Raw genomic sequence first — 19,537 nt, 5'->3', positions numbered from 1 at the left:
CTATGCTGTGTTGCAGCGAAGCCCGTCGACTCAGACCCAATCGCGCGGCACAAGGAAATGCTCGGTCAAATTCGCCTCGGGCGAGCCCGCTTCGGGCGTGCGCTGGTAGGCCCAACTGGCCAGCGGCGGCATGGACAGCAGGATGGATTCGGTGCGCCCGCCCGACTGCAAACCAAAGTGCGTGCCGCGGTCCCACACCAGGTTGAACTCGACATAGCGGCCACGCCGATAGAGCTGGAAATCGCGCTCGCGCTCGCCGTAGGGCGTGGCAAAGCGGCGCTGCACGATGGGCAGGTAGGCCGGCAAAAAGGCATCGCCCACGGCCTGCGTCATGGCCATGCTCTGCTCCTGGCCGAGTTCGGAAAAATCGTCAAAGAACACGCCGCCGACGCCGCGCTGCTCGCCGCGGTGCTTGAGGCAGAAGTAGTCGTCGCACCAGCGCTTGAAGCGCGGGTACTTGTCGCCCCCAAACGGGGCCAGCGCCTGTTGGCAGGTGCGGTGGAAATGCACCGCGTCTTCGTCAAACCCGTAGTAAGGCGTCAGGTCCATGCCGCCGCCAAACCAGCACACCGGCGTCGTTCCGGGGTGGCCCGCCGCGATCATGCGCACGTTCATGTGCACCGTTGGCACGTAGGGGTTGCGCGGGTGGAACACCAGCGACACACCCATGGCTTCGAATGGCGCACCCGCCAGTTCGGGCCGGTGCTGGGTGGCGGATGGCGGCAGGCGCGGCCCGCGCACATGCGAGAAGCCACAGCCGGCGCGCTCGAAGATGCGCCCGCCTTCGATGATCTTGGTGATGCCTTCGCCCTGCAGCAGCTCGCCCTCGCCTTTTTTCCAGGGGTCCACCACGGCTTTGGCGCCGCCCTCGCCTTCATCCTCCATGGCTTGCAGCGCGCCCATAATGCGGGTCTGCAGACCCAGAAGGTAGTCGCGCATGCCGGTCGCGCCAGCGCTGCGCTCAAAGATATTGCTCATGGATTCTTGATGGCGCGGTGGCCGATGTCGCGCCGGTACTGGGCGCCGTCAAAGTGGATGCCGCGCGCCACGTCGTAGGCCCGCTGCTGGGCCTGGCGCACGTTGTCGCCCAGGGCCGTCACACACAGCACGCGCCCGCCGCTGGTGCGCACCACGCCATCCTCCAGGACGGTGCCGGCATGGAACACCATGGCATCGTCCCGCTCCTGCGGCAGGCCGTTGATGGCGTCGCCCTTGCGCGGCGCCTCGGGGTAACCGTGGGCGGCCATCACCACGCCCAGCGCGGTGCGACGGTCCCATTGCAGTTCGATCTGGTCGAGCTTGCCGTCGATGGCGGCGGCGAGCACGTCGAGCAAGTCGCTCTTGAGCCGCATCAGAATCGGCTGGGTCTCGGGGTCGCCCATGCGGCAGTTGAATTCCAGCGTCTTGGGGTGGCCCTGGGCATCGATCATCAGGCCGGCATACAGGAAGCCAGTGTAGGGAATGCCGTCCTTTTCCATGCCCCGAATGGTGGGCAGGATGATCTCCCGCATGGCGCGGGCGTGCACATCGGCCGTGACTATCGGAGCAGGCGAATAGGCCCCCATGCCGCCGGTGTTGGGGCCGGCGTCCCCATCCTGTAGGCGCTTGTGGTCCTGGCTGGTGGCCAGTGCCGCGACGTTCTTGCCGTCGCACAGCACGATGAAGCTGGCTTCCTCGCCGGCCAAAAATTCCTCGATCACCACGCGTGCGCCACCTTCGTTGTGCACCGCGCCGTATTTGTTGTCCACCAGCATGAAATCCACGGCGTCGTGCGCTTCCTGCAGGCTCATGGCCACCACCACGCCCTTGCCCGCCGCCAGGCCATCGGCCTTGATGACGATGGGCGCGCCCAGACGCTCGACAAAGGCGTGGGCCTTGGCCGGCTCGGTGAAGGTGTCGTAGTCGGCGGTGGGAATGCCGTGGCGGCGCATGAAAGCCTTGGAGAAGGCCTTGGAACTCTCGAGTTGCGCAGCGGCCTTCGTTGGCCCGAAGATGCGCAGGCCGTGGGCGCGGAATTCATCCACCACACCGGCCGCCAGCGGCGCCTCCGGGCCCACCACGGTCAGGCCGATCTTGTTGGCCTGCGCCCACTCGCGCAGCGCACGCACGTCGGTAATGGGAAGGTTGTGCAGATCGGGCGAGAGCGCCGTGCCGCCGTTGCCCGGCGCCACATAGACGCGCGTGGCCTTGGGCGACCGGGCCAGCTTCCAGGCGATGGCGTGTTCGCGGCCACCGCCGCCAATCACAAGTACGTTCATGTCGAAAGGCTCGGGTTCACAGGGCCGCGTTGTGAAAGACTTCCTGCACGTCGTCGAGGTCTTCGAGCACGTCCAGGAGTTTTTGCATGCGCTCGGCGTCGTCGCCGGCCAGCTCGATGGTCACGTCCGGGCGCATGGTGACGCCCGCTTCGGCAGGCTCGAGCCCGGCGGCCTGCAAGGCGTTCTTCACGGCCTCGAACTCGGTCGGTGCGGTCAGCACCTCAATGGCGCCGTCTTCGTCGGTGATCACGTCGTCGGCACCGGCGTCCAGCGCCACCTCCATCACCTTGTCTTCGTCGGTGCCCGGCGCGAACACCAGTTGCCCGACGTTCTTGAACTGAAAAGCCACCGAACCTGCCGTCCCCATGTTGCCGCCGTACTTGCTGAAGGCGTGGCGCACCTCGGCCACGGTGCGCACATGGTTGTCGGTCATGGTGTCCACGATGATGGCCGCACCGCCAATGCCGTAGCCTTCGTAGCGGATTTCCTCGTAGTTCATGCCTTCGAGCGTGCCCGAGGCCTTCTCGATGTTGTACTTGATGCGGTCGGCCGGCATGTTGGCCGCCTTGGCCTTGTCCACCGCCAGGCGCAGGCGCGGGTTGCTCGACAGATCACCGCCACCGGCGCGCGCCGCCACCGTGATTTCACGGATGATGCGCGTCCAAATCTTGCCGCGTTTTTCGTCCTGGCGCCCCTTGCGGTGCTGAATGTTCGCCCACTTGCTGTGTCCGGCCACGGATGTTCCTTGATGTCGATACTGAATTAAGCTATCCCTTGATTCTACTTTTCACCCCAAGCCATGGCTGACCCCCTGCTGATTGCGAAAAACGGCGCTACCGAGTGCTTTCTCTTGCCAGGCCTGGCCAACCGGCACGGCTTGATCACCGGCGCCACCGGCACCGGCAAAACCGTCACGCTGCAAAAGCTGGCGGAACAGTTCTCGGCCATTGGCGTGCCGGTGTTCATGGCCGACGTCAAAGGCGACCTGACCGGCATCAGCCAGCAAGGCAGCGTACCCGACAAGATCGCCGCGGTGCTCAAGGACCGCGGTTTGGCGCTGCCCGAACCGGTTGCCTGCCCCACCACGCTGTGGGACGTGTTTGGCGAACAAGGCCACCCAGTGCGCGCCACCATCACCGACATGGGGCCGCTGCTGCTCGGGCGCATGCTCGATTTGAACGAGACCCAGCTGGGCGTATTGAACCTGGTGTTCAAGGTGGCCGACGACAACGGCCTGCTGCTGCTGGACCTGAAAGACCTTCGCGCCATGCTCAGCTACGTGGGCGACAACGCCAAGCAGTTCACCACCGAGTACGGCAACGTGAGCGCGGCCAGCATTGGCGCCATCCAGCGCGGGCTGCTGCAGATCGAAAGCCAGGGCGGCGACAAGTTCTTTGGCGAGCCCATGCTGAACATCAACGACCTGCTGCAGACCGTGGGAAGCCGGGGCGTCATCAACATTCTGGCCGCCGACAAGCTGATGAATGCCCCGCGCCTGTACGCGACCTTTCTGCTGTGGATGCTGTCCGAACTGTTCGAGCAACTGCCTGAAATAGGCGACCCCGAGAAACCCAAGCTGGTGTTCTTCTTCGACGAAGCGCATTTGCTGTTCGACGAAGCGCCCAAGGTGCTGATCGAGCGCATCGAACTCGTCGTGCGCCTGGTGCGCAGCAAGGGCGTGGGCGTGTACTTTGCCACGCAGAACCCGCTCGACATTCCCGACAGCGTGCTGGCGCAGCTCGGCAACCGCGTGCAGCATGCGCTGCGCGCTTTCACGCCGCGCGACCAGAAGGCCGTGAAGGCCACGGCCACCACCATGCGCCAGAAACCCGGACTGGACATTGAAGCGGCCATCACCGAGCTGGCCGTGGGCGAGGCGCTGGTGAGCCTGCTCGACGCCAAGGGCCGCCCGAGCGTGACCGAACGCGTCTTTGTGCTGCTGCCCGGCAGCCAATTGGGGCCCATCACGGCGCAGCAGCGCCAGGCGCTCATTGGCCAGTCGCTGGTGGCAGGCGTGTACGAAAAAATGGTGGACCGCGAATCGGCCTACGAAAAACTCAAGGCACGCACAGCCGATGTGGCGCAGCAGGCGCCCGGCCCGAGCCCCGGCGCTGCGCCTGTCCAGGGTGGCGGCGGCTTGCTCGGTGGACTCAACGACGTGCTGTTTGGCACTACCGGCCCGCGTGGCGGCAAGCACGACGGCCTGGCGCAAACCATGGCCAAATCGGCCGTGCGCACCATGGGCACCAGCCTGGGGCGCGAGATTCTGCGCGGTGTGCTGGGCAGCGTGTTTGGCGGGCGAAAAGGCTGAGCGCACGCCTGGCATGTCACTATTATTTGTGTAGCTATCACCGCAGACTGAACAAGCGCTGGAGGCATTTTTCATGCATATTTCATCGCCCCGCCACGCCACAACCCGGAGCGCAGCATGAGCTGGCCCGAGCTGACATTGCCCACGGCGCAAGACGTGCACGCCGCCGCCGGGCGCCTGCGCGGCGTCGCCCACCACACGCCGGTACTGCGCTCAAGTGCGGCCGACAAGATGCTCGGCGCCCAAGTGTTCTTCAAATGCGAAAACCTGCAGCGCACCGGCGCTTTCAAGTTTCGCGGCGCCTACAACGCCTTGGCACAGTTCACACCGGAGCAGCGCGAGCGCGGCGTGCTCACCTTCTCGGCGGGCAACCATGCGCAGGCCATTGCGCTGGCGGCCCGCATGCTGGACATGCCCGCGCTGGTGGTCATGCCCAACGACGCCCTGAGCTCCAAGATAGCGGCCACCCGCGCCTACGGCGCCCAGGTCGTCACCTACGACCCGCTGACCGAAGACCGCGAGGCGATCAGCCACAAGCTCTCGCAAGAGCGCGGCATGACGCTGGTGCCGCCATCAGACCATTTCGACGTGGTTGCCGGCCAGGGCACGGCTGCGCTGGAACTGGTCGAAGAGGTGCCACGGCTCGACGCCCTGTTTGTCGGCGTGGGCGGTGGCGGCCTGCTGGCCGGCAGCCTCCTCGCCACCAAGGCAGCCCTGCCCCTGTGCCGTGTGTACGGTGTGGAGCCCGAGGTGGCCAACGACGGCCAACAATCGCTCGCCGCCGGCCAGATCGTGGAAATCGCGCTCCCGCGCAGCACCATTGCCGACGGCGCGCGCGCCACGTCGCTCGCCCCGCTGGCCTTTGACATCATCCAGCAGGGCGCCGAGGGCATCGTCACCGCCAGCGACCTGCAACTGATGCAGTCCCTGCGTTTTTTTGCCGAGCGCATGAAGCTCGTCGTCGAGCCTACCGGCGCACTGGCGCTGGCCGGCGCGCTGCACGGCGGCTGCGACCTGCACGGGGCACGCGTGGGCATCATCATCAGCGGCGGCAATGTCGACCTGCCGCGCTACGCCCGCTTTCTTGCCGACTGAATTCATCCATTTACCAATTCCCCTTCATGAGCAACGTCCACCTCATCGACCACCCCCTGGTGCAACACAAGCTGACCCTGATGCGCCGCAAAGACGCCAGTACCAACAGCTTTCGCCGCCTCTTGGGCGAACTCAGCACGCTGATGGCCTACGAAGTCACGCGCGACATGCCGCTGCAGGACATTGAAATCGAAACCCCGCTGGAGACCATGACCGGCAAGGTCATCGACGGCAAGAAGCTGGTGCTGGTGTCCATCCTGCGCGCCGGCAACGGCTTTCTCGACGGCATGCTCAACGTGGTGCCCGGCGCGCGCGTGGGCCACATCGGCCTGTACCGCGACCCAGCCACGCTGCAGCCGGTGGAGTACTACTTCAAGATGCCGTCCGAGATGGACGAGCGCGACATCATCGTCGTCGACCCCATGCTGGCCACGGGCAACTCGGCTTCGGCCGCCATTGACCGGCTGAAGAAGCTCAACCCCCGCTCCATCAAGTTCGTCTGCCTCCTGGCCGCGCCCGAAGGCATCGCCACGCTGCAGAAGGCGCACCCCGACGTGCCCATCTACACCGCAGCCATCGACCGCGAGCTGAACCACCACGGCTACATCCTGCCGGGGCTGGGCGATGCGGGGGACCGGATTTTTGGGACGAAGTAGGCTTCACTGTTTCATCCAGCGGCCGCATCACTCTTCAACGACCTCCCCCAGATCGCTGGCAATCAGCTTGAATTGCGCCAGCGCCGCTTGCAGGTCTTCCACGATCTCCAGGGCGATCACACCCGGTGCGGGCAGGTTGTCGCTGTCGGCCAGGCTTTCATCTTTCAGCCAGAAGATGTCGAGGCTGGTCTTGTCGCGTGCTACCAGTTCGTCATAGCTGTAGGCGCGCCAGCGGCCATCGGGGTTCTCGGTTGACCAGGTGGCTTGGCGCTGACGGCGGTTGCCCGCTTGGTACAGCTCCACAAACTCGTTCAAGTCGTCGCGGCGCAGCGGATTGGTCTTGAGCGTGAAATGCTTGTTGGTGCGCAAGTCGTAGATCCATAGCTGCTTGGTCCACGGTGTTTCACTGGCGCCCTTCTTTTCGAAAAACAGCACATTGGCCTTCACACCCTGGGCGTAGAACAGGCCGGTTGGCAGGCGCAGCAGCGTGTGCACATCGCACTCGTGCAGCAGCTTTTTGCGAATGGTCTCGCCCGCGCCGCCTTCAAACAGCACGTTGTCGGGCAGCACCACGGCGGCGCGGCCATGGGTAGCCAGCAGGGTCTTGATGTGCTGCACAAAGTTGAGCTGCTTGTTGCTGGTGGTGGCCCAGAAGTCGTCGCGCTCGATGGTGTCTTTTTCGGTGCTGGTGCGGCCGTCTTCGCCCACGATGACGGTGCTGCTCTTCTTGCCAAAGGGCGGGTTGGCCAGCACCACCTCGTAACGCTCGCCGGGGTCGGCCGCCAGCGCATCGCCCACCACGACCGGCACCGACTTTTCGGAGCCAATGCCGTGCAGCAGCATGTTCATGGCGCATACGCGGGCCGTGCCGTGCACCAGCTCGTAGCCGGTGAAGGCTTTCTCTTTCAGGTGCTTGAGCTGGTCGCGCGTCAGGCTCTTGTTGTGGGCGGTGATGTAGTTGTGCGCGGTGAATAGAAAGCCACCTGTGCCACAGGCCGGGTCGCATAAGCGCTCTGCTGGAAGCGGCGCAACGCAGTCCACCATGGCCTGGATCAGTGCGCGTGGCGTGAAGTACTGGCCTGCACCGCTCTTGGTGTCTTGCGCGTTTTTCTCCAGCAGGCCCTCATACGCATCGCCTTTCACGTCGGCGCCCAGAATCGTCCAGGTCTCAGCGCCGATCAAATCCACGATCACGCGGCGCAGCTTGGCCGGGTCTTGAAACTTGTTTTGCGCCTTGCCGAAGATCAGGCCCAGCGTGCCCTTCTCCTGGCCCAGTTTTTCCAGCAGGTGGCGGTAGTGGTCGAACAACTCGTCGCCATCCCGGGCCAATAGAGTTGGCCAGGCATAGGCGGCGGGCACGATGCTGGGCTGGTTGTACGGCGGCTGCGAGCGCTCGTCGGCCATCTTGAGGAACAGCAGGTAGGTGAGCTGCTCCACATAGTCGCCATAGCTCATGCCGTCGTCGCGCAGCACGTTGCAGTAGTTCCAGAGCTTCTGGACGAGGGAATTGGTCGTGGTGTTCATGGTGCCGGTGTTTCGTTCATGCCTCTGAGCAGAGCCTGCAATTGCATGACGGCCTGCTCCGGGCTTCTGGGGTTCATTTGCCCGGGCAAGATGCCGGGCTGTTCGGTACGCGCCTGTTGCGCGATGATGGCGCGCACGCGCTCCAGGGCCTTGGTGTCGAGCTGTTCTGCAATATCGCAGCCCAGCATGCGCGCACCCGCCAGAAGATAGTCAAAGCCGTCCTCCTGCGTCCATGGCAAAAACTCGCCCCACAACCTCGCCTCGTGCCCTGTGTCAAGGTAGTGGTTCAAGATCAGTTGAAAGTCCTGCGCATCCTTGCCCGGCGAGCGGTGATGCCGGTCTTGCCAGCAGACGATCTTGAGCCAGGCCAGGGCGGGCAACGACACCACAGCAGCCTGCACACCGTGTGGCAAAGCCACGTTGGCTGCAGTCGCCAGTGCCTCGCGAAAGCCGAACACGTCCATCACCACGTCCCCTGTGGGCGGCCATGCAATCTGCCGCTGCCCGGTCTCGATGGCGCCAAAAGGAACCAGGTCTATCGGCAGACCGTCGCCATGGCGCAATCGGTGTGGCAAGCCATGCACCTGCTCAAACCGCCCGGTGTGAACCAGTTGGTTGCGCAACCGCTCAAAAGTGGCCCAGTCGTTGACGGCCAGCGCAAAGTCCACATCCGTCGTTTGGCGCTGCACAGGCACCCTGCATGCATGGTGCAGGTGCAGGTCGCGCGCGAAGGCACCGGTGATCAGCAGGGCAATGCCCAGCGGGGCCGCCACCGCCTGCACATCGGCCACCACACGGGCATGCAGGCCGAGTTCAGCCCTGTCCGAAAGTGCCAGCAAGGTATTGCTCATACAGAACATGGGCGGTTTCAATGCAGCGGCCGTCCCCCGTGGCCAGCAAATCGGCGTACACCAGAACCGTGGGCACCACGTCGGGCCGTGGCCCGGCGGGCAACTGGCCCCAAAAAGGCTTGCGCCATTCCAGCGTGCGCTCGGTCTGACCATTGGCCCTGGTCATGCGCTGCCTGGCCATCAATGGGGTTGGGAAGCGCTGGGCATAGATGGTCAAGACACCGGGGCGCAGGTAGTTGGTCAGCAGGTTGGCGGCCGGCTCGCCGCCCCACAACGCCTCGGCCGGGTCCAGCGGCCATGCGGCCCAGGTGTCGAACACGGGCGTCACATACACCCCTTGCAAGGTCTTGGCACGCAGGCGGCGGGCATAGGCCTGGGCCCAGGCATCCAGCACACGGCGCGTGGCATCCAGCCGGCGGCGTTTGCCCAGCACCAGCAAGTGCCCCAACTGCTGCAAGTCCTGCAGCACTGCGGGCACCCCACCCAGGGCTACACCCGCCGCGGCAGCAATGGCCCGGTGGGGCGCGTCGGCCAGCGCGGGGTCGCACAGCAAGGCAAACAGAATTTTCAAACCCGCAGGCGTATCCGCCCGGCCTGCAGCGGCAGGCACGGGTTTGGTCGCAGGCTTGCGGCCGGTGATGAACACCAGCGGCGCGGGCAGCCAGGCATTGCCCACGGCGTCGGCAAACGGCTGCCCTTGTGCCCGCAAGTCATCGGCCACGGGCGGCGTGACGTATTTAGCCGCCAGCACCGTGGGGTTGCCGCCCACGGCGGCCTGCTGGCGCGCCTGCATCAGCGCAGCCCCCATGGTGGCGCGCGCCAGGTGGGGCGCCGGCACCACCGTGTAGTCTGCCCATGGTTCCGTGGACCCCAGGCGCAGGGTGTATTCGCCCCCTGGCGCGGGCAGGGCGTGGGCCGGCACGCCCAGGGTGACCAAAGCCTGAGCCACGCGCTCGGCCAAATCAGTGGGTTGATCTGCTTTCATTGTGGTGTTCAATTTTTATGAACATTGCTGTATTTTGAACGAATAAGACCGTTGGCGCAAATTTTCATGTTGTTCAATTTTAATGAACAAAGTATTTTATTGAACAAAATTCCCTTGCCGCCCTTGTTCAAGCCGCTTCTTCGCCATGCAGCTCGCCCCATGCAAGGCCATCAGCACCGACATAGAAATTTGACCAAATCGGCCTCTAGCGCTTATTCACCAAACGCTAGCAGCTATCAAAATAGTAGTTATAGATTTACTGTGCCGCCTCTGCCTCTTGCAACTCTTTCAGCGTGCGCCCATCCGCCGCCTTCCACTCAATGCGCCCATTGGCGCTGCGGCCCAGCACCACGGCGGCGGCAGTGCTGGGGGAGCTAAAGCTGTAGTCCTGCGTGAACTGGTAGAGCCCACCCTGCAAGCCCAGCACGCCGTTGCTGATCAGTTCCTGGCGCAGGTCGAACATGCCGCGCACGTGCAGCGCCATGCTTGGCGCTGAGTCCACCACCGCCTGCGAACCCGCCCGCACCACAAAACCCTGGCTGGCCTCGTAGCCTGTGGCCTGCACGCCCTTGCCTTTGCAGGTGAGCACCGGGCCAGCCTTGGCGGCGGGGGCCTTGGGCGCCTGCTCAAACGCATGCACACCCAGCACCGGCAGCATGCCCAGCATGTGGCCCAAAAAGACTTCCATGTCGGCACGGTCGGCCTCACTCAGGGACGGCTCGGCGGGCTGGTTGGCATTGTCCAGCGGCACGCGTTTGGCGGCGCGGGCCAGGGCGATGAGGCGCGACTCCAGAAACTGCACATGCGCCTTGTTGAGCTGCCCGCCCGTGGTGGTGAAGCCAATGGCGTGGGTCCAGAAGTCCTTCTCCGCATAGTGCCGCTCCAGCCGGGGGCGGATGGGGTCGCCCTCGCCCACGTAGAGCATGTCGCCCTCGCCATCGGGGCGCGGCCCCAGCAGCAGGTAGACGCCGGTCTGCGCCAGCTCGGGCCGCGCCTTGACCTGCGGCAGCAGCGCACGCGGGAACATCAGCGCCTTGCCGATCCAGTTGGATTTTTCGACGATGCGCAGACCATCGGGGTCGCCATCGGCTACGAAGATGCGGAGGGAGAAAGGTTGACTGACGATCATATTGACGCTCGGCTACTTCGAAGCACGCCTAGCCGTGCGCCGATTGCCTTTTGATGAGTTGCACGACGCACAAGCCAGAGCAGCATTCTCCAATTCCGACCGTCCCCCGCGCGAATGTGGGTCGACATGATCGACACTGAAATTTCCCCAAGAGAGTTTGACGCCGCACTCCTTACATTTTTTATCTGCGGATGAGCTCCAAAGCAGGCGTCTTTGTTCCGGCGTAAAGCCGCGCTGCGCGTCGCGTGAAGCGAACACGGAACCAATAATGCCGCGCAGCAACTTTTCGCGGTGGCGCCGCTGACTGATGTCATCGGTCATTTGTGAGACCGTCATCAGGTAATCCCGATAGGTCTCTTGGCCTTCGACTGCACCCAACACTTTGCGCTGTTGCTCGCGCACCTTGTCCACCTCGACACCAAACGCTTTCAACAAGTCCCACGCCATCGCATTGCGATGCTTGTCAATGAGAATCGCACCTTCGGCTTGCAGCTTGCCAACCAAAACCACAAGCGAATAGAAATCAACGATTTGCTTGAACCGTGTAGTCGCCAAGTCAGGGAACATCTTGGCAACAAGACTGATGGTTGCAAACGCTGCGGCGGTGCTCTTCTTGAGCTGAGCAACTGGCATGGCTTTGGCCGCCATCACCCGGTCTACCGCTGTCTTCTTATTGAGTACATCTCCTTGATGCAGGCTCAAAATGACTTCTGCGCAAAACTCAACATGCTTCATTCGTGACTTCTGTGCATCATTGAAAACGCCCAGCGCATCGAACTTGATTCAAGTTTGTTGGCTAAGGACGAGGCCGCCTGCAGTAAATCCGACCCGGAATATTTAGCGTTGCGCTTTTCCTGCGGCGTGAGTGGCTTACCGGTGGAGTTGATTCGAACAAACAACTCCACTATGTCACCAAGCTCACCACTGACTTCAATCACAGGGACGCGGTAGCTCTCCAACTGTGGACGGATAAGTGTCATATGCGACTTATTGCGTTTGAGCGAAGCCGCGCTGATTTGCTGCACGCCATCTAGGCCTGGCATTGCCGCCTTGACAGCGAATGCGCCGCGCATTGCTCCCATGAACCGGAGAATGCTCTCCAACCTTTGCTTGCCATCGATCACGTCATAGCAAAGTCGACCTGCCTCATTGCGCTGATAAAGAAAGATGGCTGGAATCGGGAATCCCCGCAGCAAACTCTCAATCAACAAGTGCCGGTCTCGATCCTTCCAGACAGACTTTCTTTGAAAGGTTGGCGACAAATTGAGGACACCCTTATCGTGTCGATTGACCAGGTCGGCGATAGTTAGTTGTTCGTGACGGATTTGCAGTTCGCTACTCATGAGTAAATGACTTTCAGATTCGTGCAATGGAACCAAGGGGTTGTGAGAACGCTTTGGTCAGCGTCGCTTGCCGCAACGCCTGCGCACGTTGCAGGTTGGCGTCGACCTCGGTTTCGACTTCGCGGATGATGGACAGGTGGCGGTCGACTTCGGCGACGATTCGGGTTTGTTCTGCTGACGGCGGCAAAGACACCAGGGTGTCATTCAAGATGGTCTGATTGACGAATGGCTGGCCAGACCCAGCGGCAACGGAATTCAGGTTCGCAGTCAAGAAAACGATTTCCAAATATCGGAGATCGCAACTCGCAGGAACCTCAGTTGCATAGATCGCGTTGTCCGTAATCCATGCACTCCGCGTGACCAAGTGGACGTTTCCACAGCCGGCACCAACTCGGCCAATTACTAAGGTCGGATATGAAATGTTGCTTTCGGTATGCCAACCGTTTACGCCATTGCCACCATAGACAGGCACCTCGCCACCTCTCAGATTCTTGACCGGCAGATTGACGCCACTAGACCACCGGAATAGCTGGCCACCAGCCGCGTATGACCAACCATGAGGCAATGTGGATAGGCCCTCCAAAGAAACGGGAGAAGGCTCTTTGTATTTCCCCTTGCCAGTCCACTTCGCCCGCCGTTTCTCAAGAATCCGCTGCAATAGCTGTTCGCCGGTCTCGTAGGCGCGGCCTTCGCGGCGGGCCAGGGTGGCTTCGGTTTCTACGAGGCGGCCTTCGACGGCGGCTTTGAGGACGGAGGCTCTGTAGCGCTTGAGGTTGGCTTTGACGCGCTGGAGGTTGGCGACGGCTTCGTCGAGGCGGGAGAACTGTTTTTCGAGTTCGGCGACGATTTCGCGCTGCTCGTCCATTGGCGGCAATGGCAGCGGAATATCTTGGATCGTCCGCGACGAAAGATGCTTGACCGTGATGGATGATGTTGCGTCATTGATGGCCTTCAGGTAGCCCGGCAAGACGTAATCGAGGAACCGTGGCAAGTAAAGGGCCTCATCGACGGTGATCTTGCAAACCCGCTGATTGAGCAGCGAGCGCGGACCGCGCCAGCGTGCGCAGTTGAAGTCGCCATCCATGCCAACGAGCAGGTCTCCGGCGTTCACGACATAGCGCTCGTCATAGTCGCCGGAGTAGAAGGTTTCGGAAACCGCGCTACCAACGTCGCGGATGCGAATGAGCGGCATCCCACCTTCTCGGGTGAAAAGTTCGGCCTTGAAGGCGTAGCCGTTCAGCACATGCCCAACATTACCGAGGCGCACGCGCTGCCAATGCAGTTTGATGGCGAGGAGCGAATTCCCACTGGCAACGATGTCATCTAAAGAAACTGTAAGTGCCATAACTACGCCGCCAACTCCCGATTCAGCTCCTCAATCACCTTGGGCAGTTCCGCGCCAAAGAGCTGGTGCACTTTGCCCAGGCCGCCTTGGGCGTTGAAGGGGGCCAATTCAAAGTCGTCTATTTCAATGCCAAGGTTGGCGGCGATGTGGTCGCGGATCATTTCTAGCCAGTGTTGTTGTTCTTGGGTGAACGGGTTGGTGTCTGTCTGCTGGTGCTGGGCCAGCCAGGCTTTGAAGTTGGCCTGCACGCGCTCGGGGTAGGGCACCAGCTCATTGGTCTGCTGCATGGCAAAGCGCACCAGGCTGACCAGGTCGGTGAGCAGGCGGCGCTGCGTGGCGCCTTTGACCTTGTCTTTGCGCAGCGTGGCGTAGGCCTGCCACAGGGCGCCCTCGTCAATGTTGAGCGGCGGGGCGTGCAGGGCTTCGGCCAAGGCTTGCACATCTTCAAACTTAAGCGGCGCACGCGTGGGGCGGCTGTACAAAATTTGCAGGGCGGTGATTTCGTCTTTGTGCTGTTTGATGAAGTCTTCAAAGCTTTGCACCAATGCGGTAGCGCGGTCGCTGCCTTCGCTAAAGCCCGCGTGCAGCAGGCTGTCTTGGGTGACCACGTCGATCACCAGGTCTGCCTTTTGCTTCATTTTTAGTAGCTGCTCGCGCAGGGCGGGTGAGGCAAAGGGCTTGGTTGCGTCCCTCAACCGCTGGTCCGCTTCGGCGGGTGGCATGTCCTGGGTGGCGTCTATGTTCAGGGCTTCCACAATGCCGCGCGCCAGGTCGCGCAGGGTTTTGCCACCGCTCAACTCCACCACCTTGGCGCGGTCGGCGTCGCTGGCGTCTTTGTCCAGCCGGGCCAGGCGGGCGGCGATGCTGCTCAGCACGTCGTCTTCCACATTGCCCAGGCTCACGGCTTGCAGCAGCTTGTCCAGGGGCACGCTCTTCTTGGCATCCATGGGGCGGCTGTCGGTTTTGTCGCGCTCGCACACGCCCACACAATCGACGATGACGAAGTGGTCTTTCTTGATGTGTTCGCCGGGGTTCACTGCCGCCAAATCGGTGGGGTTGCACACGCGCACGCCACGGCCTTTCATCTGCTCGAAGAAGCTGCGGCTTTTGACCGAGCGCATGAAGACGACGATTTCCACCGGCTTGATGTCGGTGCCGGTGGCGATCATGTCCACGGTGACGGCCACGCGGGGGTAGTAGCCGGTGCGGAAGTCTTTGATGAGTTGCTCGGGGCTGGTGCCGCCACCCTGGGCGCTGCGGTAGGTGATCTTTTGCGCAAACTCGTTGCCGCGGCCAAACTCTTCGCGCAATATCTCCACAATCTTTTCGGCGTGGTTATCGTCTTTGGCAAAGATGAGGGTCTTGGGCAGCTCGGTGCGGGCGGGGAACATGTCGGCCTGCCAGCGGTCGCGCAGGGTACGGACCACGGTGCGGATCTGGTCGGGCGTTTGCACGGCGCGGTCCAGCTCTTCGGGCTGGTATTCAAAGTCGTCGTCCAGCTGCCAGGCGGTCTTGCGTCGGGTGGCTTTGTCTTGCGTTTCCAGCCAGAAGCCTTTGTCCACCTTGGCGCCCTGCTCGCTCACCTCGGTCTTGATGCGGTAGACGTCGTAGTTGACGTTCACGCCGTCGGCCACGGCCTGGGCGTGGCCGTATTCCATGACCAGGTTTTGGTTAAAGAAGCCAAAGGTCTGCTTGTTGGGCGTGGCGGTCAGGCCAATCAAATACGCGTCAAAGTACTCCAGCACCTGGCGCCACAGGTTGTAGATGCTGCGGTGGGCCTCGTCCGTCACCACAATGTCAAAGCTCTCGATGGGGATGGCCGGGTTGTAGCCAATGGGCTCGGGGTCTTTGAACAGGTTTTCTACTGCGGAGGTGCTTTCTTCGTCGGCTTCTGGAGCCAGCTCGCGCCCTTTGAGCATGCTGAACATGCGCTGGATGGTGCAGATGACTACGCGGGCGCTGGTGTCGAGCTGGTTGCTTTGCAGATGCTGGACGATGTATTCCTCGCCAAACTTGTAGTTGTTGTAGGGAGAAGCGTAGGCGTCAAACTCTTTTTTGGCCTGGCGGGCCAGGTTGCCACGGTCCACCAGAAACAGAACCCGGCGTGCGCCGCCGAACTTGATGAGGCGGTAGATGAAGCCGATGCTGGTAAACGTTTTGCCGCTGCCGGTGGCCATCTGGATCAGGGCCTTGGGCTTGTTGGCGGCGAGGCTTTTTTCCAGATTGGTGATGGCGCTGATTTGGGCGGGCCACAGGGCATAGTGCGCGCCGCCGCTGCCCCATTCGGTGACGAGCGGGGGCATGGCGCGCATGCGGGCCAAAAAGGTGCCGGGCGATTCACTGACCGATGGCCCGTCAGCGGCAGGCGGAATGAGCGTCAGCCACTGCGCCAGCAGCTCGGGGCGGAAGAAGGCGAACACGCTGCGGGCGCGCGGCTCGGGGTCCAGCCCGTTGGTGAAGTGGGTTTCCACGCCGGTGCTTTCCCACACAAAGGGCAGCGGGCGGCGCCAGGCGGGCAACGCTGTGGGCAGGCCCTGGGCGTAGCGGCCGCTTTGCAGCTCCACGCCGGTGAGCGTGGCGCCCTCTTTCTTGGCCTCGATCACGCCGCAGGCCTTGCCGTTCACGTAGAGCAGGTAGTCGGCAAACCCAAAGCCGGTGTTGAGAGGGAATTCGCGGATGGCGACGCCAAGGGCCGCATGGATGTTCGCATCGGCGACGCCGCAGACGTGCCAGCCCGCTGACAGCAAGAGTGCGTCTATCGTTTCCCGGGCTTTGGCCTCTGGCGTCATGCGGAATCTCCCTGCGAGGGATTCTAGGCATGCGGGTTGGTCTGCCCAAAGCCCTTGACATACATGCACCCATTCGGCGCGTCATCGAACCGAACAGGGCAGGATTCAGGTGCCGCCTTGGCGGGTGCCTGGCCCGGCACCCGCTGCGTCAAAGCGTCAATCTTTGAAGCTGGGCGCCTGCTTGCTCATGCTGGCCGTCATTGCAGCGGTCAAATCGCTGCTCATCAACATGGCCGCGTTCCAGGTGGCGATGTAGTTCAGGCTGTCGGCCACCGAGTGGTCGCGGGCGTAGGTGATCATTTCCTTGGTGCCGCGAATCGACAGGGGCGACTTGGCGGCAATGGTGGCGGCAAGCTCGTGCACGCCGGCGTACAGCGCCTCGCGGCTTTCGAACACCCGGTTCACCAGCCCGATTTCTTTGGCCTCGGCCGCGTCGAACTTGCGGCCGGTGTAGGCCAGTTCGCGGGTGATGCCCTCACCCACCAGCTTGGGCAGGCGCTGCAGCGTGCCGACGTCGGCGGTCATGCCGATGTCGATTTCCTTGATGGTGAAATACGCGTCGCTGCTGGCGTAGCGCATGTCGGCGCAGGTGACGAGGTCAATGCCACCGCCAATGCAGGCGCCGTGGATGGCGGCGAGCACGGGTTTGCGGCAGCGCTCCAGGCTGGTGAGGGTGTCCTGCATGTCGAGGATGACGCGGCGCAGGGCTTCCCGCTTGCGGCCTTCGCAGTCGCCCTGCACCTGCACAGCGGTGCCCATCATCATTTGCAGGTCGATGCCGGCGGTGAACAACTTGCCCTCGCCTTGCAGCACGGCGACGCGGGCTTCGGGGGTTTTATCGACCCACGCAAAGGCACGGCGGATGTCCTGCCACATGGCGGCGTTCATGGCGTTGGCCTTGTCCGGGCGGTTCAGGCGCACGGTGGCAATGTGGTCTTGCAGCGAGACGGCGAGGGTTTCAAATTGCATGGGTGGCTCCATTTTTTAGGTGTTTTTGGCCTCTAGCGCTTATCTGGCAAGCGTTAGCAGCTATTAATTAAGTAGTAATTCGATCAGACTTTCGTGCCCGTCGCGGCGGCTCGCCATTGGCGTTCGAGGTCTGCTGCGCTCCACGGGGCATCGGTGTTCACGGTCAGTGTCAGCGCCTGCTCTTGCTCCGTCAGCGGTTCGGCTGTGCGCTGCTGCGCTGCCAGTACGGCCAGGCCGGCCTCGGACGGGTCGCCTCCTGCCGCAAGGCGACTTTGCACACGCGCTTGCAGTTGTTGCTCGCCGGCACGGCAGTGCAACACGGTGAAGGGCACGCCCAGTGCCTGCGCCACGGCGTGCATGTGGGCGCGATCGCTCTGGCGCAGGAAGGCGGCATCGACGATCACAGGGTAGCCGGCCTGCAGCACCGCGCGGGCCTGCTCGGCCAAATGCTCGAAGGTGCGCTGCGAGGCCTCGGGCGTGTAGATGTCGGCGCCGCGCGCAGCCGAGTCGGCCAGTGGCGCCAGGCCATGCAGGCGCTTGCGCTCCACGTCCGAGCGCAGGCGCACGGCGCCGGCCTGGGCCAACAGGGCAGCGGCGACGGTGGATTTGCCCGAACCCGACAGGCCATAGGTGATGAGCAAGCGCGGCTGCATGGGCTGGGCCAGCGCCTCGGCGCAGGCCAGGTAGTCAGGCCCATACGCCTGTGCCCCACCCTGCTCGGTGCGCAGCCGCGCCGCCAGGGCGCGCACCAGGGCACGGTAGATTTCGTAGGGGCGCAGCACAGCCAGTGCAGCGTAGTCGCCAGTTTCGCTCAGGTAGGCATCGAGAAAGCGCCAGGCCAGATCGGAGCGGCCATGGGCATGCAGGTCCATGGTGAGGAACGCGGCATCCGCCAGGGTGTCGATCCAGCGCAGGGCCGGACTGAACTCGATGCAGTCGAAGGCGGTGAGCACGCCCTCCAGCCGCACCAGGTTGCCCAGGTGCAGGTCGCCATGGCCCTCGCGCACATGGCCGCCCGCCTGGCGCTGTGCCCACCACCCTTCCAGCCCGGCAAACACCGGGCGCAGCGCCTGCAGCCGGGGCGCATCGGCACCGTCCAGCAGCGTTGCCAGGGTGTTGAACACATCGCCAATGGCCTGCTGCACCTGGGCGGCGCTGCCCCACGCACTGCCGGCAGCCGCCACCGGACAGGCCGCATGAAAGTGCGCAAGCTGCCTGGCAAAACGCTCCAGCTCGGCCGCGTGCAACGCGCCACTGCGCACCAGGGCATCGGCCTCGCTGCCGCTGGGGAAGCGGCGCATGTGCACCACCCAGTCGATGGCGCCGTCTGCCGCTTCGTTCGGCGTGCCCAGGCGCGGCGCCTGCACGCTGCCCAGCACGGGCAGCACCTCCAGGTACAGCGATGGCGCCAGCCGCCGGTTCAGGCGCAGCTCTTCTTCACAAAAGTGGCGGCGCGCGGCCACGCTGCTGAAATCGACAAAGGGCAGCCGCACCGGCCGCTTGAGCTTGTAGGCATGGCCGGGCGTGAGGAGGATGTGCGAGATATGGGTTTGCACATGCTCCACGGGCGCGCCATCGCGCTGCTGCAGCATCGGCACCAGATTTTTCAGCAAAGCGGCATCGGTCTGGTTTTCAATAGTCAAATCGGCTCCAAACACTTTCCAGACAAGCGCTGACAGCTATCAAAACGATGGGCATAGTAAAAACAAGGCTTGCACAGGCGCATCCAGTACCACAAGCACCCGTGGCGCAAGCATGCACCAGCCGGCTGCAAGACTCCATCCAGCTTGTTGGTGCCGCCTGCTCCCAAATCCTTCAAGCCTTGGCGCCTTTCATGGCCGCCAGGTAGGGGGCCAGGCGCTTGGCCATCTCGTCGCCCAGGGCTTGCAGTCCGCTCATGGGGCGCACCATGACTTCAAAGTCAACGATCTTGCCGTCGTCGTCGAACGCGATCATGTCGATGCCCTTGAGCTCCTTGCCATTGACCTTGGCGCTGAACTCCAGCACCACGCTCTTGCCGTCGGCGCTGGCCAGCTCGCGGTGGTAGCTGAAGTCTTCAAACACCTTGACCACGGTGCCCAGGATGAGCTGCACCGCCTGCGCACTGGGGTACGGCGTGTGTGCCATGGGCGAGCGAAAAACCGCCTTGGGGTGCAGGATGGAGGGCAGTTCGGCCAGGTTGGCGCCCGCCACCATGTCGTGCCACTTGGCAAGGCTTGTCGCCACGCTGGGCGCCAGCATCTGCGCAAAACCCTTGGCCGGCGGGGCGTCTTCCTTCTTCG

Annotated in this window: 17 protein-coding genes; 3 read left to right on the top strand and 14 right to left on the bottom strand. The window is 63.1% G+C overall.

Annotation, left to right across the window (positions count from 1 at the left end; translation table 11 throughout):
• Nucleotides 1-30: 30 nt before the first annotated feature.
• The 3 genes from hemF to AC07ZH_RS08965 are packed head-to-tail and all read right to left on the bottom strand — an operon-like array spanning nt 31 to nt 2,994.
• On the bottom strand, nt 31-978 hold the full coding sequence (hemF, locus tag AC07ZH_RS08975) for an oxygen-dependent coproporphyrinogen oxidase (RefSeq protein WP_495199436.1): 948 nt from the start codon (nt 976-978) through the stop codon (nt 31-33).
• Nucleotides 975-2,258, bottom strand: coding sequence for a phosphoribosylamine--glycine ligase (gene purD, locus AC07ZH_RS08970; RefSeq protein ID WP_495199435.1), 1,284 nt, complete (start codon nt 2,256-2,258; stop codon nt 975-977). Before purD ends, hemF begins: the two co-directional genes overlap by 4 nt.
• A 16-nt stretch (nt 2,259-2,274) precedes the next feature.
• A complete protein-coding gene (locus tag AC07ZH_RS08965; protein ID WP_495199434.1) occupies nt 2,275-2,994 on the bottom strand; it encodes a YebC/PmpR family DNA-binding transcriptional regulator in 720 nt (239 codons plus the stop codon).
• Between the two features lie 63 nt (nt 2,995-3,057).
• Between AC07ZH_RS08965 and AC07ZH_RS08960 the strand changes: the two genes are divergently transcribed.
• From AC07ZH_RS08960 to upp, 3 genes are all read left to right on the top strand, one after another.
• Nucleotides 3,058-4,569: a helicase HerA-like domain-containing protein gene (locus AC07ZH_RS08960; RefSeq protein ID WP_495199433.1), complete on the top strand. Its 1,512-nt coding sequence runs from the start codon at nt 3,058-3,060 to the stop codon at nt 4,567-4,569.
• A 117-nt stretch (nt 4,570-4,686) separates the two neighbouring features.
• A complete protein-coding gene (locus AC07ZH_RS08955) occupies nt 4,687-5,664 on the top strand; it encodes a threo-3-hydroxy-L-aspartate ammonia-lyase (protein WP_495199432.1) in 978 nt (325 codons plus the stop codon).
• Between the two features lie 26 nt (nt 5,665-5,690).
• Nucleotides 5,691-6,320 carry a uracil phosphoribosyltransferase gene (upp, locus tag AC07ZH_RS08950; protein ID WP_495199431.1) on the top strand — a complete coding sequence of 210 codons (630 nt, stop codon included), beginning with the start codon at nt 5,691-5,693 and terminating at the stop codon, nt 6,318-6,320.
• Nucleotides 6,321-6,347: 27 nt separating this feature from the next.
• On the opposite strand, the gene AC07ZH_RS08945 is transcribed toward upp, so the two are convergent.
• The 11 genes from AC07ZH_RS08945 to AC07ZH_RS08895 form a co-directional block, all read right to left on the bottom strand.
• On the bottom strand, nt 6,348-7,844 hold the full coding sequence (locus AC07ZH_RS08945; RefSeq protein ID WP_495199430.1) for a type I restriction-modification system subunit M: 1,497 nt from the start codon (nt 7,842-7,844) through the stop codon (nt 6,348-6,350).
• Nucleotides 7,841-8,695, bottom strand: a complete 855-nt coding sequence (locus tag AC07ZH_RS08940; RefSeq protein WP_495199429.1) for a nucleotidyl transferase AbiEii/AbiGii toxin family protein — start codon at nt 8,693-8,695, stop codon at nt 7,841-7,843. Before AC07ZH_RS08940 ends, AC07ZH_RS08945 begins: the two co-directional genes overlap by 4 nt.
• Nucleotides 8,658-9,680 carry a type IV toxin-antitoxin system AbiEi family antitoxin gene (locus tag AC07ZH_RS08935; protein WP_495199428.1) on the bottom strand — a complete coding sequence of 341 codons (1,023 nt, stop codon included), beginning with the start codon at nt 9,678-9,680 and terminating at the stop codon, nt 8,658-8,660. Before AC07ZH_RS08935 ends, AC07ZH_RS08940 begins: the two co-directional genes overlap by 38 nt.
• Nucleotides 9,681-9,936: 256 nt before the next feature.
• Nucleotides 9,937-10,809 (bottom strand): GIY-YIG nuclease family protein, encoded by an 873-nt coding sequence (locus AC07ZH_RS08930; protein ID WP_495199427.1) that lies wholly within the window; start codon nt 10,807-10,809, stop codon nt 9,937-9,939.
• A 12-nt stretch (nt 10,810-10,821) separates the two neighbouring features.
• A complete protein-coding gene (locus tag AC07ZH_RS08925) occupies nt 10,822-11,544 on the bottom strand; it encodes an HNH endonuclease (protein ID WP_495199426.1) in 723 nt (240 codons plus the stop codon).
• Nucleotides 11,541-12,152: a DUF262 domain-containing protein gene (locus AC07ZH_RS08920; RefSeq protein WP_495199425.1), complete on the bottom strand. Its 612-nt coding sequence runs from the start codon at nt 12,150-12,152 to the stop codon at nt 11,541-11,543. Before AC07ZH_RS08920 ends, AC07ZH_RS08925 begins: the two co-directional genes overlap by 4 nt.
• Nucleotides 12,153-12,165: 13 nt before the next feature.
• Entirely contained in the window at nt 12,166-13,497 is a 1,332-nt protein-coding gene (locus AC07ZH_RS08915) for a restriction endonuclease subunit S (protein ID WP_495199424.1), read from the bottom strand.
• Nucleotides 13,498-13,499: 2 nt separating this feature from the next.
• The gene (locus tag AC07ZH_RS08910; RefSeq protein ID WP_495199423.1) at nt 13,500-16,286 is read right to left on the bottom strand and encodes a type I restriction endonuclease subunit R; all 2,787 of its coding nucleotides are present in this window, start codon (nt 16,284-16,286) and stop codon (nt 13,500-13,502) included.
• Between the two features lie 156 nt (nt 16,287-16,442).
• Nucleotides 16,443-17,255, bottom strand: a complete 813-nt coding sequence (locus AC07ZH_RS08905) for a crotonase/enoyl-CoA hydratase family protein (protein ID WP_495199422.1) — start codon at nt 17,253-17,255, stop codon at nt 16,443-16,445.
• Nucleotides 17,256-17,338: 83 nt separating this feature from the next.
• Entirely contained in the window at nt 17,339-18,898 is a 1,560-nt protein-coding gene (locus AC07ZH_RS08900) for a bifunctional aminoglycoside phosphotransferase/ATP-binding protein (RefSeq protein ID WP_495199421.1), read from the bottom strand.
• Between the two features lie 172 nt (nt 18,899-19,070).
• The gene (locus tag AC07ZH_RS08895) at nt 19,071-19,451 is read right to left on the bottom strand and encodes a nuclear transport factor 2 family protein (protein ID WP_495199466.1); all 381 of its coding nucleotides are present in this window, start codon (nt 19,449-19,451) and stop codon (nt 19,071-19,073) included.
• Nucleotides 19,452-19,537: the final 86 nt, after the last annotated feature.

The sequence above is a fragment of the Simplicispira sp. GW247-4R2A genome (assembly GCF_059424465.1).
This window is presented reverse-complemented; position numbering and strand designations above follow the sequence as displayed.

Coding starts and splice junctions, on each gene's coding strand:
- AC07ZH_RS08925 (WP_495199426.1), bottom strand. CDS start 11,544: ATGAAGCATGTTGAGTTTTGCGCAGAAGTCATTTTGAGCCTGCATCAA.
- AC07ZH_RS08945 (WP_495199430.1), bottom strand. CDS start 7,844: ATGAACACCACGACCAATTCCCTCGTCCAGAAGCTCTGGAACTACTGC.
- AC07ZH_RS08960 (WP_495199433.1), top strand. CDS start 3,058: ATGGCTGACCCCCTGCTGATTGCGAAAAACGGCGCTACCGAGTGCTTT.
- AC07ZH_RS08905 (WP_495199422.1), bottom strand. CDS start 17,255: ATGCAATTTGAAACCCTCGCCGTCTCGCTGCAAGACCACATTGCCACC.
- AC07ZH_RS08910 (WP_495199423.1), bottom strand. CDS start 16,286: ATGACGCCAGAGGCCAAAGCCCGGGAAACGATAGACGCACTCTTGCTG.
- purD (WP_495199435.1), bottom strand. CDS start 2,258: ATGAACGTACTTGTGATTGGCGGCGGTGGCCGCGAACACGCCATCGCC.
- AC07ZH_RS08930 (WP_495199427.1), bottom strand. CDS start 10,809: ATGATCGTCAGTCAACCTTTCTCCCTCCGCATCTTCGTAGCCGATGGC.
- AC07ZH_RS08955 (WP_495199432.1), top strand. CDS start 4,687: ATGAGCTGGCCCGAGCTGACATTGCCCACGGCGCAAGACGTGCACGCC.
- AC07ZH_RS08915 (WP_495199424.1), bottom strand. CDS start 13,497: ATGGCACTTACAGTTTCTTTAGATGACATCGTTGCCAGTGGGAATTCG.
- upp (WP_495199431.1), top strand. CDS start 5,691: ATGAGCAACGTCCACCTCATCGACCACCCCCTGGTGCAACACAAGCTG.
- AC07ZH_RS08940 (WP_495199429.1), bottom strand. CDS start 8,695: ATGAGCAATACCTTGCTGGCACTTTCGGACAGGGCTGAACTCGGCCTG.
- hemF (WP_495199436.1), bottom strand. CDS start 978: ATGAGCAATATCTTTGAGCGCAGCGCTGGCGCGACCGGCATGCGCGAC.
- AC07ZH_RS08920 (WP_495199425.1), bottom strand. CDS start 12,152: ATGAGTAGCGAACTGCAAATCCGTCACGAACAACTAACTATCGCCGAC.
- AC07ZH_RS08935 (WP_495199428.1), bottom strand. CDS start 9,680: ATGAAAGCAGATCAACCCACTGATTTGGCCGAGCGCGTGGCTCAGGCT.
- AC07ZH_RS08895 (WP_495199466.1), bottom strand. CDS start 19,451: ATGGTGGCGGGCGCCAACCTGGCCGAACTGCCCTCCATCCTGCACCCC.